Genomic DNA, 12,610 nt, shown 5'->3' on the forward strand with positions numbered 1-12,610 from the left:
CGGGGGCTGGGGGTTGTCCTCCCCACGCGTGCTACGCAGTCACCGTCGCGCCAGCTACGCGCGCTCCCGCCCACCCACCGGACCGCCGGTCAACCGAGTCGGCGTTTCACTTCTTCTTCGCAGCAGACACGTCGACGCAGACGATTCCCTTGTTGCCGTCCTGGTCGGCGATCACGGTGAGCGAGGGCGCGTTGCTGTCATCGACGACGGTCCCACCCGCGGCGACGGCCGCGGCGATCCGTTGCTCGGCCACTTCGGGCGCCACATAGACCTCGAGGTGGAACCGCTGACGCGGGGTCTCGTGCTCGTCGGCGTCCCCGAACCACAGATTCGGTACCCGTGCCGTGGCGTCTCGGATTTCGTCGCTGGGGGTTCCGCGGCCCTGGGCCTCAGCGCTCCCGGTCAGCAGGACGGCCCACACCGGGGCGATGGTCGCAGAGTGCGCCGTGTCGAGGCCGAGCTCGATATCGCTGACCGAGGCCGGGTCGGCGTCGAACTGGTGGTCGGCGGCGATCTCGGTGATCCGTCGCGCGAGGTCGACGTCCTGCTGGGTCACCCATTCGACGACGTGTTCGGTGCCCTCGTCGTCGCGGTAGATGGCGTCGTCGGTGACCAGCTTGAGGTCGACGTACCCATTGCCCATCGACACGCGCGGGTGGTGGCCGAGCGCGTCGCCCGCCTCGCCCACCGCGGCGACGAACCGTGCGCCGGCGCCGAAGTCGTCGACCACGTACCGGGCGTGCAGTCCCTGGGCGAGCTTACGCCAGTCGGTCAGGTTGGCCTCGGCGATCTGTTCGCCCTTCAGCATGTCCATACACGGGGACCCTAGCTCTGATTCAGCCGCAGCGCCCGAGCTCATCGCTTCACCTATCCTGCGCCGGCGGTGAGCCGGTGGGTGTGCGGGGGGAGATCACCAGGCTCGGTGGAGGATTTCTGTGGCTTCGGCGCGGCTGAGGCCGGCTCGGTGGGCTGCTCGGGCGAATACCGTTGCGGCCGCGCGGGTCTCCTCGTCGTCGACGCGGCTGCGTGACGCCAGGACGAACGTCCCGTTCCGGCCCCGCGTCTCCACCAGCCGGTCGGCCTCCAGTTCCTTGTACGCGCGGGCGACGGTGTTCACCGCCAGGCCCAGCTCCCCCGCCAGTTGGCGCACCGTCGGAAGCCGGGTGCCCTGCGCCAGCTCACCACGCCGGATCAGTCCGTCGATCTGATCTTTCACCTGCTCGTACGGCGGTTTGGCCGCACCCGGGTCGACCGAGATGATCACGCGGCCACCCGCCGCAGCCCGAGCTTGCTCACCGAAACCACGCCGCCCACCATCATCCCGATCCGGACACCGACGACCAGAGTCGCCTGGCGGCGCTGGAACCAGGTCTGCGCTGGACCCACCGGCCCACCTCGGCCCGCGCGGTCGACTTCCGGGAGGAACCACGCCCAGACCATCGCGGCCGTCATCCCCAGCATCCAACCCACGACATCCACCAGAACCACGTCCCCTTCGACTCTTTGTAGCAAATGTATTGATACAAAGAGTCGCAGTCAAGTGGGTCAGGCGAAGTCCTCCGGGCTGTACGGCTTCTCCTCGACCAGGACGAGCCAGTTGCCGGAGTTGTCGCGCAGTACCGCCTCCACGCCGTACGGGCGGTCGGACGGCTCCTGGATGTACTCGACCCCGTTGGCGACCAGTTCCTGGAAGGTCTTGTGGCAGTCGTCGGTGGCGATCCCGAACCCGTGCATCGATCCCTTCGCCAGACTCCGCCGGATCACGTCCGCGGCCTCCTCGTCCAGCGGCGGCCCGGGCAGCATCAGCGCCAGCCGCAGTTCGGGGTGGTCGGCCTGGTACACGGTGCACCAGCGGAATTCGCCGAGGTTAATGTCCTCCTTGAGCACGAAGCCCAGCTTGTCGGTGTAGAACGCCTTCGCCTCGTCGATGTCGTTGACGTAGACGGTCACCAGACTGACGTTGCTGATCACGGCCCCTCCTCGATTGTGTCGTCGTCGGTACGACGGTAGGCCCCGGCCGGCTCCGATGGCTTCTCCGGAATTGCGGAGTTCAGCCCGAGCATGAACACGAAGCACCCCGGGATCCGCGCGCCCGCCTGGGTTCGCTGATACTCCGACGGGCTCATGCCGACCAACTCGGTGAACCGCTGCGAGAACGACCCGAGACTGCTGTACCCGACCAGCCCGCACACCTCGGTGACGGTCAGGTTCGTCGCCCGGAGCAGGTCGGTGGCCCGCTCGATCCGGCGCCGGGTCACGTACTGCATCGGCGTCTCGCCGTACTCGGCCGCGAAACACCGCAGGAAGTGGTACTTCGACACTCCGGCCGCGGCCGCCAGCCCGGCCAGGTCGAGCGGCTCCGCATAGTTGCGATCAGCAACATCCCGCGCACGCCGCAGATGCGCCAGCAACTCCACCGGAACGCTGCCCGCCACCCTCCGAGCCTAGACCGTTGACCGGTGCCGGGGCTCGGGCGACCCTGACCTCAGGGAGGGGAGGTCGGCGTGCGGCGGGAAGCGGTGAGCGAGTACCTGCGGGGAGCCCTCTGGGCGATGCCGTCGGTGGCGGTGGTGATCGCGCTGATCGCCGGCTCGGGTCTGTCGTACGTCGAGATCGAGCCGGGGTCATGGCGGGATCGCTTCCTGTTCCAGGGCACCGCCGACGACGCCCGCACCCTGCTGATCGCGATCGCCAGCACGATGGCCACCGTGATCGCCCTGGTGCTCGGCCTCACCGTGGTGGCGCTCCAGCTCGCCTCCACCCAGTTCTCCCCCAGACTGCTGCGCAACTTCCTGCGTGACCGGGTCAACCAGTTCGTCCTGAGCGTCTTCGTCGCGACCTTCGTCTACAGCAGCGCCGGCCTCTACACGGTCGGTGTGAAGGCCGGCGTACGGACCGACCAGTACCCGAGACTGGCGGTCACCGTCGCGCTGCTGCTGCTCTTCGTCAGCCTGCTGATGCTGGTGTTCTTCGTCCATCACCTGACCCACTCGATCCAGATCGACGAAGTCATGCGCAAGGTCGAAAGCACCACGCTCCAGGTCATCGATCGCGACCTGCCGACGGTCGGCGTGACCACCGAGCCCCGGCCGGTACCACCCGAGTGGGCTGTCGACGTACCGGCGTACCGCTCCGGCTATCTGCAGACCATCCATCCCGAGGCGCTGGTCGCCGCCGCGACCGCCACCGGTGTGACCGCGTCGATCACGCGCATGGTCGGCGAGCACGTCATCGCCGGCTCCGCGCTCGTGCAGGTCTGGCAGGACCCGCCCGGCCCGCCACGTGCACTGGACCGGCTCGCGGCAGCCGCTCGGGACTCCATCCGGATCGGCTTCGAGCGGACCGCTGAACAGGACGTCGCATTCGGCGTCCGGCAGCTCGCGGACATTGCGGTCAAGGCGCTGTCGGCCGCCATCAACGATCCCTACACCTCGATCCAGGCGATCGAGCACCTGTCGGTCGTCCTCGCCTCGCTGGCCAGGCGTGAGCTCGGCAGCCAGTTCCTGCGCGACCAGGCAGGCGTGCTGCGGGTCGTCGTACCCGGCCGGGATCTCGAGTACTACCTCGATCTGGCCTGTGGTCAGGTACGGCGGTATGGCAAGGCCGAGCCGAGAGTCGTCCGCGCGCAGCTCCGCACCCTGCACAGCACCGGGCAGTTCTGCCGCGACGACAACGGCCGGCGTCTCGTCATCGACCAGCTGAGGCTGCTGATGACCGACGCCGAACACGCCATCGCCCAGCCCGCCGACTTCGTCGTCGTCCGCGAGCACGCCGACCGGGTCCTGCGAGAGCTCACCGCTCGAGGTCTTTCGGTGTGAACCGAAAGCTTGGCGACCGCGCCATCAGCCGGGAAGCTGTCGGGATGAGAGTCGGACAGGGTGGAAGTGGACCAGGGCCGCACACGCCGGACGGCAGCGCTGTCGAGCTGTACGAACGCGCGCCGGTCACCGGCGAGGACCAGTTGATCAACGCGGCGATCGATCCGGGCAGCAGCATCCTCGAGCTCGGCTGCGGAACCGGCCGGATCACCCGGCCACTGCTTGCCCTCGGCCACCAGATCGTCGCGGTCGACGAGTCGCCGGAGATGACTGCTCGCGTCCACGAGACCGAGACCATCTGCTCGACGATCGGCGATCTCCGGCTGGATCGCCGCTTCGACGTCGTCCTGATGATGTCGTACCTGATCAACGTCGCCGACGACGAGGAACGGCTGCGGCTGTTGCGGACCTGCGCCCACCACGTCCGTCCCGGCGGCTCAGTGCTGCTCCAGCAGCAGATGCCCGGGATGATCCATGCTCCGGCCGTGCGCGAGAAGGAAGGCCGCCGGTTCGAAGTCTCCGACGTCGAGCACCTGCCCGGCAACCGCCAGGCGGCGACCCTGACCCACACCGTCGACGGCCGCTCCTGGTCACAGCGGATCCTGACCCAGAACCTCACCGACGAGCAGTTGACGGCCCAGCTGGCCGAAGCCGGCCTGACGTTGACGGACTACCTCACCCCTGACCAAACCTGGGTGCGTGCCCGGCTCAGCTGATCGCGGCAACCCGACAGGGGCCTGCGGACCCTGTTAGGTATGACCATGACTTCGAGCCGGCAGGACAAGCCGCCCCCTGCCGCGCGCGACGACGACCTGTGGGACGCCCTGCGCCGACAGGAGCCGGCGGCCATCGGCGAACTGTTCAGCCGCTACGCCGACGTCGTCCACGCGTATGCGGTCCGGCACACCGGCTCCTACGCGTACGCCGATGACGCCGTACAGGCGACGTTTGTCACCGCGTGGCGCGTGTTCAGCCGGTCCGATCCTGGTCCGCTACAGCACGACAGTGCACGACCCTGGCTCCTCGCCATCGCACGCAACGAGCTGCGGAACATCACACGGGCCCGCCGACGACTGACGGCCTTCCTGCTCCGGCAGCCGGCGCCACTGCACCAACCGGACCACGCCGAAGCAGTCGCCGCGCGGGTGGACTCGGAGAAGCACATCCAGTCCGTGCGGGCAGCGCTGTCTGCCCTTCCGGCCCACGAACGCGAGACCGTCGAGCTCGTCTATTGGGCAGAGCTTTCACTGGCCGACGCCGCCGCCGTACTGGGTGTTGCCGAAGGCACCGTCAAGTCGCGTCTCTCCCGGGCACGCCGCCGCCTGCCCACCCTGCTGGAGGACAACCGATGAACCTCACCAAGCCCCCACCGGTCGAGAAGCTCGACCCGTCGTACGCCGACGAGATCCGCCGCAACCTGGTCCGCGGCGCCTCCAAAGCCCGACGACCTCCGAAGTGGATCCCAGTCGTCGCCGCCGCCTGCGGAATCGCCATCATCACCACCGGAGTCGTTGTGCTGAGCCAAACCGGCGACGACTCGGGCGCGCCGGCTGCCACGACGTCCCCCACGCCGAGTCCGACAGCCACGGTCGTGCAGGTCCCACCTGCACAGTCGGCCCGCGTCTCCCTCGACCTCGGCCAGGCCACAACAAGTGAGGCGAGAGTGGAAGCCCGCAAGTGCCTGGCCAACCTGAGCACAGGTGGCGGCAACACGCCGGCGAAACCGGAGGACGCCGACACGGCGACCGTGCGCCAGGCCCGCTGGATCAAGACGATGGCCCGGCCCGGCACTACGCCTGCGCCACGGATCCTGATGCAGACCTTCACCACGGCGAACGGCAACTGGTTCCAGTGTCTGGGAGACGAACTGGTGCGGTCTTCGCCGACCAGGGAGTCAGGCATGGCAGGCCTCAACCCGGCTGATCCCGTCTACGGAGAGTGGAGGCTCCAGCAGGGCACCGAGGCAGGCCGCCCGCTGCTGCTGGCTGACTACTCCTTCGTGACCCTGCCGACCGTCGTCCGGATGGAGCTGCGGATCCGGTGGACCGGCGGCGCCTCACCCTGGTACGGCGTGACGTTCTCGGACGGGGCCGGGTACATCGCGGCCTCGCAACTCGGTGCTGTCTTCAAGCGCGGCGAGATGGAGGTCGACGTCCGCGCCTTCGACACCGCGGGCAAGCAGGTCTACAGCGACATCGAGTACGGGTGAGGATCCGGGGCCGGCCGGACCATCGGGGGTTCCGGCCGGCCCTGCTCGTCAGCCGAGACCGCCGCCGTTCTTGGCGAGGGTGTCGAACTGGGTGCGAGTCAGCTGGCTGGTGTCCCCGGCGAGCGGGGCCGGGCGGGTGCAGATGATCCCGCTCGGGACGGACCCGGTGAAGTAGCGGATCGCGTTCTTGAACGAGTCGCAGCGCCGCTGGTCCTCGGTGCCGGCCGGGTAGCCGATCGCCGCGTTGACCCGGCCCATGTCGAGGGCGTCGGCGTACGGATTGATGTTGCGGGCAACGGTCCAGTACCAGCGGGCGATCGGCGCGCTCCACTGCAGCGACATCGCCAGGTCCGGATTGCCGAGCAGGTCGATGCCGAAGTACTGGCCGGCCGGGCCGTAGTTGAAGTCGCCGGTCAGCTGGATGAAGCCGCGGCCGCCGTACGGCCGGGTGTCACCGATCTCGCGGATGTTGTACTCCAGCCGCGACTCGTGCACCAGCGTGGCAAGGAAGGCGGCCTTGCGGTACGGCGTGTTGATGTTCGCGTCCCGCATCGCCTGGTTCAGCGACGGCAGGCCGGTCTGGACGATCGACGGGTTCACGATCCGGCTGCCGAACATGGCCTGGACGTCGGCCAGCGTGACGTCCTCGCCCGGTGGCTCGGGGTCGTCACACTCGGGTACGCCGGGCAGCTTGTCCTCGGGGATGGCGACGTACACGACCGTCACGTAACCGCCGAGTGCGGGCACATGTGCCCACCACCGGCTGGACCCGTCGGAGTTGCTGACCAGGTCGCCCTCCTTCTGGCAGTCGACGTCGACGGACGTCGGGCCGGGAAGGGTGGTGACGACGGGCGACGACAGGTAGGCGTCGGCGCGGACGTTCACGCCACTTCCGTAGGTCTGGAACACGGTCGCGTACGCCGGTGACGCGGCGACCAGGGCGGTGGCGATGATGCCTATACAGGCGAGAAGGGCAGTGAGAAGACGGCGCATGAGCACTCCCGGGGCGGAGAGAGGGGCGGGCGCCGTGAAAACCTGCCGAAGCAGACCCACGACGCCGCCAGTTTCCTCCGAACGCCGGTCGAGCTCAAGCCCTTCGACCGCGGTGCAACTTAGTCGCCCTTCGGCTGGGGCTTGGCGTCGACGCCGGCCTCCTTGCGCTGCTCCGGCGTGATCGGCGCCGGCGCGGCCGTCAGCGGGTCGAAACCGCCGCCGGACTTCGGGAAGGCGATCACGTCGCGGATCGACTCGGTCCCGGCCAGCAGTGCGGTGATCCGGTCCCAGCCGAACGCGATTCCGCCGTGCGGCGGCGCGCCGAACTTGAACGCGTCGAGCAGGAAGCCGAACTTCTCGGTCGCCTCCTCGTCGGTCAGCCCCATCACCTGGAACACGCGCTTCTGCACGTCCTCGCGGTGGATACGGATCGACCCGCCGCCGATCTCGTTGCCGTTGCAGACGATGTCGTACGCGTACGCCAGCGCCGATCCCGGGTCGGTGTCGAACGTGTCCAGCGAGTCCGGCTTCGGCGACGTGAAGGCGTGGTGTACGGCGGTCCAGGCGCCGGAACCGACCGCGACGTCACCGGCGGCGGTCGCCTCATCGGCCGGCTCGAACAGCGGTGCGTCGACGACCCACACGAACGACCAGGTCGACTCGTCGATCAGTCCGCCGCGACGGCCGATCTCCAGCCGGGCCGCACCGAGCAGCCCCCGGGACGACTTGACCGGACCCGCGGCGAAGAAGATGCAGTCACCCGGCTTCGCGCCGACGTGGTCGGCGATCCCCGCGCGCTCCTCCTCGGACAGGTTCTTCGCGACCGGGCCGCCGAGCTCGCCGTCCTGACCGACCAGCACGTACGCCAGACCGCGCGCGCCCCGCTGCTTGGCCCAGTCCTGCCACGCGTCCAACTGCTTGCGCGGCTGGTCCGCGCCACCCGGCATCACGACCGCACCGACGTAAGGCGCCTGGAACACCCGGAACGGCGTGTTCTTGAAGTACTCCGTGCACTCGACCAGCTCCAGGCCCATCCGCAGGTCCGGCTTGTCGCTGCCGAACCGCGCCATCGCCTCGGCGTACGTCATCCGCGGGATCGGGGTCTGGACGTCGTACCCGACGAGCTTCCAGAGCGCGGTCAGGATCTCCTCGGACAGCGCGATCACGTCGTCCTGGTCGACGAAGCTCATCTCGACGTCGAGCTGGGTGAACTCCGGCTGCCGGTCGGCGCGGAAGTCCTCGTCCCGGTAGCAGCGGGCGATCTGGTAGTACCGCTCCATCCCGGCCACCATCAGCAACTGCTTGAACAGCTGCGGCGACTGCGGCAGCGCGTACCACGAGCCCGGCTGCAGGCGGGCCGGCACCAGGAAGTCGCGGGCGCCTTCCGGCGTCGACTTGGTCAGCGTCGGCGTCTCGATCTCGACGAAGTCATGGTTGGCGAGCACCTCGCGGGCCGCCTTGTTGACCTCACTGCGCAGGCGGAGCGCCGTACCCGGGCCCTGGCGGCGCAGGTCGAGGTACCGGTACTTCAGCCGGATCTCCTCGTTCACCGGGGTCGCGTGGTGCTCCTCGACCGGGAACGGCAGCGGCGCAGCCTCGTTGAGGACCTCGACGTCCGATGCGATCACCTCGATCTCGCCGGTCGGCAGGTTCGGGTTCGCGTTGCCCTCCGGGCGGGCGCTCACCTCACCGGTGATCTTCAAGCAGAACTCGGCGCGCAGCGGGTGCGCGACCTCCTCGTCCCGGATGACCACCTGGACGGTGCCGCTGGAGTCGCGCAGGTCGATGAACGCCACGCCGCCGTGATCACGCCGCCGCGCCACCCAGCCGGCCAGGGTGACGGTCTGCCCGGTGTGCTCTGCGCGCAACGAGCCTGCGGAATGGGTACGGATCACTGGTTCTCCTGAGGTGTGTCGATACGGGGAAGAAGGTCTGTGGCCGGCGGCGTCCAGGTGGCGGGATCGGCGGGCACCTGCTCGCCGCTGCGGATGTCCTTCACCTCGGGACCGTTGTCGGTGCTGAACCATACGAACGGGATGCCGCGCCGGTCCGCGAACCGGATCTGCTTCCCGAACTTCGCCGCCGCCGGCGCCACCTCCACCGGAATCCCGCGGCCGCGCAGCTGTGCCGCTGTCCGCATGGCCTCGGCCCGGTCCTCTTCGGCGGTGAGCGCCACGAGGACGGCGGTAGGCGTACTGCGGGAGCCCTTCAGCAACCCCTGGCTCACCAGGCGGTGTACCAGCCGCGAGACCCCGATGGAGATCCCGACACCCGGGTACGTCGTCTTGCCGTCGGACGCGAGCGAGTCGTACCGGCCGCCGCCACCGACCGACCCGAACGACTCCTGGCCGACGAGGTAGATCTCGTAGACCGCGCCGGTGTAGTAGTCGAGCCCGCGCGCGATCCGCAGATCGGCCATCAACAGACCGGGAGCGTGCTCACCGGCCGCGGCCATCACCTGACTGAGCTGCTCGAGCCCCTCGTCGAGGATCTCGTGCTCCACGCCGAGCGCCCGGACCTTCTCCACGAACGACGTGTCCGTGCTGGAGATGCCCGCCAGCTGCACGGCCAGCCGCGCCTGCTTGTCGGTGGCGCCCGCCTGCACGAGGCGCTCGACCACCTTCTCCGGGCCGATCTTGTCGATCTTGTCGACGATCCGCAGCACCGTGGTGACGTCGTCCAGCCCGAGCCCCCGGTAGAAGCCCTCCGGGATCTTGCGGTTGTTCACCTTGATCACGAACTCGGGCACCGGCAGTTTGCGCAGCGCGTCCGCGATCACCAGCGGCAGCTCGACCTCGTAGTGCGTCGGCAGCTCGCCGCTGTCGACGATGTCGATGTCGGCCTGGGTGAACTCGCGGTAGCGCCCCTCCTGCGGACGCTCACCACGCCACACCTTCTGGATCTGGTAGCGGCGGAACGGGAACACCAGCTTGCCGCTGTGCTCCAGCACGTAGCGGGCGAACGGCACGGTCAGGTCGAAGTGCAGCCCGAGCGCCGCATCCTCGTCGCTGTCCGCGGCCAGCCGCCGGACGCCGTAGATCTCCTTGTCGGCGTCCTCGCCCTGATTGGACAGCCGCTCGACCGGCTCCACGGCGCGCGTCTCGATCGACGCGAACCCGTGCAGCTCGAACGTCTCCCGGATCACGTCGAGGAACGTCTGCTCGACGATCCGGTCCTGCGGAAGGAATTCGGGGAACCCGCTCAGCGGGGTCACCTTGCTCATGGTTTCGGTATCTCCAGGTCCTGCAAGTAGGGGTTGGTCGCCTTCTCCCGGCCGATCGTGGTCTGGCCACCATGACCCGGCAGGACGACGATCTCGTCGCGCATCGGCAGGATCTTGGTGGCCAACGTATGCAGCATGGCCGGATGGTCGCCGCCTGGCAGATCCGTCCGGCCGATCGACCCGGCGAACAACACGTCACCGGAGAACAGAACCGCGGGCACGTCTTCCGGCCCGTCGTACGGCGTGGTGAACGTGACCGAACCCCGCGTGTGCCCGGGGGTGTGGTCGACGGTGAAGCTGAGGCCGGCCAACTCCAGGCTCAGGCCGTCCTTGAGTTCGGCGACGTCGTCGGGCTCGGCGAACTCGTGGTTGCCGCCGAGCAGCATCCGGGCCGACTCCGGGCTGATCCCGGCCAACGGGTCGCTGAGCAGGTACCGGTCGTCGGGGTGGATCCAGGCGGTCGCGTCGTACGTCCCGCAGACCGGAAGTACCGAAAACATGTGGTCGATGTGACCGTGCGTGAGCAGGACCGCGACCGGCTTCAGCTTGTTCTCCCGGAGCACCTGCTCGACGCCCTCGGTCGCGTCCTGACCGGGGTCGATGACGAGGCATTCCGCGCCCTGGCCGGTGGCGACGACGTAGCAGTTCGTACCCCACGACCCCGCGGGGAACCCGGCGATGAGCACGACTGACCTTCCTGGAACGGTTCGGGACCACCCAAGGCTACCGGTGCCGGACCGGTGAGTTCGAACCGGATTGTGACGCAACACCGTTGCGTCCGCGCTGTGAGTTTGTGATTGTTCAGGGATAAGCGTCGAGACAGCGGCTCGACGCGCCCGGACAGGCCCTGTACGCGCGGTTGAACCAGGGACTGACCAGAATGGGCAACGAGCGCAGTACATACCGCCGGAAGGGGCGAGTTGTGGCCGGAGAGAGCTGGGGCCGGGTAGCCGAGGACGGAACGGTCTTCGTACGGACCAAGGACGGTGAGCGGGCAGTCGGCCAGTGGCCGGACGCGAACCCAGAGGAGGCCCTCGCCTTCTACACCCGCCGGTACGACGCACTGGCGTTCGAGGTGGACCTGCTGGAGAAGCGCGTTCAGGCGGGCACCGTGTCCCCCGACGACGCCCGCGCCGCGGTGAAGAAGGTGACCAGCACGATCGAGGAGGCCCAGGCGGTCGGCGACCTCGACGGCCTGCAGGCCCGGCTCGCGGCACTCACCCCGCTGGTCGCCCAGCAGCGGGAGAAGCGCAAGGCCGAACGCGCCGCGAAGGTCGAGGAGGCGCGCTCCGCCAAGACGAAGATCGCCACCGAGGCCGAGACGATCGCGGCCGGCACCGACTGGCGCCACGGCGTCACCCGGCTGCGCGAGCTGCTGGACGAGTGGAAGGCGCTGCCGCGACTCGACAAGTCCAGCGACGACGAGCTGTGGCACCGGTTCTCCTCGGCGCGTACGACGTACACCCGGCACCGCAAGCAGCACTTCGCCGAGCTCTCCTCGAAGCGCGAGGAAGCCGCGGTGGTGAAGGAGCGGCTGGCGGCCGAGGCCGAGACGCTCGCATCTTCCACCGACTGGGGCCCGACGTCCGGGCGCTTCCGCGACCTGATGCGGCAGTGGAAGGCCGCCGGCCCCGCGCCACGCGAGGTCGACGACAAGCTGTGGGCCCGCTTCCGCGCCGCCCAGGACACCTTCTTCGGCGCCCGCGACGCGATTCAGGCCGAGGAGAACGCCGAGCAGGTGGAGAACCTGCAGGCCAAGGAGGCCCTGCTGGTCGAGATCGAGGCGATCCTGCCGGTCGAGGACGCCAAGGCGGCCCGCGAGCAACTCCGCGACCTGCTCGACCGCTGGGATCAGATCGGCAAGGTCCCGCGCGACTCGATGCGCGCCATCGACTCCCGCCTGCGCGCCGTCGAGCAGGCCGTCAAGGCCGCCGAGGACGAGGTCTGGAACCGCAGCAACCCCGAAGCCCGCGCCCGCGCCGAGGCCACGGTCAAGCAACTCCAGTCCCTCATCGCCGACCTCGAGAAGCAGGCCGTCAAAGCCGAGTCGCAGGGCAACACCCGCAAGGCCAACGAGGCCCGCGAAGCCATCGCAGCCCGCCGCGAATGGCTGACCCAAGCCCAGAACGCCCTCTCCGACTTCAGCTAGCACACCTGTGGACAACGCCCAGCAGGACTAGGCCTACATCGGCCATCCTGCTGGGATGTTCGAGTACGACCTGCCGTACTACTTCGCCGGCCTGCCCTTCACTAGCCGACAAGTCCCCCGCAAACTCACCTGGCTGCTGGCCCGCGGCGAAATCCGCCAAGTCCTCGTTCTCTGCCAACATCCCTGGCTGCCGAGGCGATGGTGACTACCCAGGCGAC

General features: G+C 68.8%; 15 protein-coding genes. 6 read left to right on the forward strand and 9 right to left on the reverse strand.

Going from position 1 to position 12,610, the window contains the following annotated elements; genetic code table 11:
• Positions 1–106: 106 nt before the first annotated feature.
• The 5 genes from EV652_RS13395 to EV652_RS13415 all read right to left on the reverse strand — a co-directional run bounded on the left by EV652_RS13395 (position 107) and on the right by EV652_RS13415 (position 2,435).
• Positions 107–814 carry a VOC family protein gene (locus EV652_RS13395; RefSeq protein WP_132209418.1) on the reverse strand — a complete coding sequence of 236 codons (708 nt, stop codon included), beginning with the start codon at positions 812–814 and terminating at the stop codon, positions 107–109.
• Positions 815–910: 96 nt separating this feature from the next.
• A complete protein-coding gene (locus EV652_RS13400; RefSeq protein ID WP_132209419.1) occupies positions 911–1,264 on the reverse strand; it encodes a GntR family transcriptional regulator in 354 nt (117 codons plus the stop codon).
• Positions 1,261–1,479, reverse strand: a complete 219-nt coding sequence (locus EV652_RS13405) for a hypothetical protein (protein WP_132209420.1) — start codon at positions 1,477–1,479, stop codon at positions 1,261–1,263. Before EV652_RS13405 ends, EV652_RS13400 begins: the two co-directional genes overlap by 4 nt.
• Before the next feature lie 66 nt (positions 1,480–1,545).
• Positions 1,546–1,971 carry a VOC family protein gene (locus tag EV652_RS13410; RefSeq protein ID WP_132209421.1) on the reverse strand — a complete coding sequence of 142 codons (426 nt, stop codon included), beginning with the start codon at positions 1,969–1,971 and terminating at the stop codon, positions 1,546–1,548.
• Entirely contained in the window at positions 1,968–2,435 is a 468-nt protein-coding gene (locus EV652_RS13415; protein ID WP_132209422.1) for a helix-turn-helix transcriptional regulator, read from the reverse strand. The genes EV652_RS13410 and EV652_RS13415 overlap by 4 nt, the downstream gene beginning before the upstream one ends.
• Positions 2,436–2,504: 69 nt before the next feature.
• Here EV652_RS13415 and EV652_RS13420 point away from each other — a divergent pair, with 69 nt between their 5' ends.
• The 4 genes from EV652_RS13420 to EV652_RS13435 are packed head-to-tail and all read left to right on the forward strand — an operon-like array spanning position 2,505 to position 6,027.
• Positions 2,505–3,818, forward strand: coding sequence for a DUF2254 domain-containing protein (locus EV652_RS13420; RefSeq protein ID WP_132209423.1), 1,314 nt, complete (start codon positions 2,505–2,507; stop codon positions 3,816–3,818).
• A gap of 44 nt (positions 3,819–3,862) precedes the next feature.
• On the forward strand, positions 3,863–4,534 hold the full coding sequence (locus EV652_RS13425; RefSeq protein WP_132209424.1) for a class I SAM-dependent methyltransferase: 672 nt from the start codon (positions 3,863–3,865) through the stop codon (positions 4,532–4,534).
• Between the two features lie 39 nt (positions 4,535–4,573).
• Positions 4,574–5,170, forward strand: a complete 597-nt coding sequence (locus tag EV652_RS13430) for an RNA polymerase sigma factor (protein WP_242001738.1) — start codon at positions 4,574–4,576, stop codon at positions 5,168–5,170.
• Positions 5,167–6,027 carry a hypothetical protein gene (locus tag EV652_RS13435; RefSeq protein ID WP_132209425.1) on the forward strand — a complete coding sequence of 287 codons (861 nt, stop codon included), beginning with the start codon at positions 5,167–5,169 and terminating at the stop codon, positions 6,025–6,027. The genes EV652_RS13430 and EV652_RS13435 overlap by 4 nt, the downstream gene beginning before the upstream one ends.
• Positions 6,028–6,075: 48 nt before the next feature.
• Here EV652_RS13435 and EV652_RS13440 read toward each other — a convergent pair whose 3' ends face one another.
• The 4 genes from EV652_RS13440 to EV652_RS13455 all read right to left on the reverse strand — a co-directional run bounded on the left by EV652_RS13440 (position 6,076) and on the right by EV652_RS13455 (position 10,929).
• Positions 6,076–7,020: a glycoside hydrolase family 19 protein gene (locus EV652_RS13440; protein WP_199238163.1), complete on the reverse strand. Its 945-nt coding sequence runs from the start codon at positions 7,018–7,020 to the stop codon at positions 6,076–6,078.
• Between the two features lie 119 nt (positions 7,021–7,139).
• On the reverse strand, positions 7,140–8,915 hold the full coding sequence (aspS, locus tag EV652_RS13445; protein WP_132209427.1) for an aspartate--tRNA ligase: 1,776 nt from the start codon (positions 8,913–8,915) through the stop codon (positions 7,140–7,142).
• Complete coding sequence (gene hisS / locus EV652_RS13450) at positions 8,912–10,243, reverse strand: histidine--tRNA ligase (protein WP_132209428.1); 1,332 nt, start codon at positions 10,241–10,243, stop codon at positions 8,912–8,914. Before hisS ends, aspS begins: the two co-directional genes overlap by 4 nt.
• Complete coding sequence (locus EV652_RS13455) at positions 10,240–10,929, reverse strand: MBL fold metallo-hydrolase (protein ID WP_132209429.1); 690 nt, start codon at positions 10,927–10,929, stop codon at positions 10,240–10,242. The genes hisS and EV652_RS13455 overlap by 4 nt, the downstream gene beginning before the upstream one ends.
• A gap of 194 nt (positions 10,930–11,123) precedes the next feature.
• Between EV652_RS13455 and EV652_RS13460 the strand changes: the two genes are divergently transcribed.
• Both EV652_RS13460 and EV652_RS44020 read left to right on the forward strand, forming a co-directional pair.
• Positions 11,124–12,392 carry a DUF349 domain-containing protein gene (locus tag EV652_RS13460; RefSeq protein ID WP_199238164.1) on the forward strand — a complete coding sequence of 423 codons (1,269 nt, stop codon included), beginning with the start codon at positions 11,124–11,126 and terminating at the stop codon, positions 12,390–12,392.
• 55 nt (positions 12,393–12,447) lie between these two features.
• Positions 12,448–12,597, forward strand: a complete 150-nt coding sequence (locus EV652_RS44020; RefSeq protein ID WP_158441156.1) for a hypothetical protein — start codon at positions 12,448–12,450, stop codon at positions 12,595–12,597.
• Positions 12,598–12,610 lie beyond the last annotated feature (13 nt).

Origin of the sequence: Kribbella steppae, from assembly GCF_004342025.1 — a bacterium.
GTDB lineage: Bacteria > Actinomycetota > Actinomycetes > Propionibacteriales > Kribbellaceae > Kribbella > Kribbella steppae.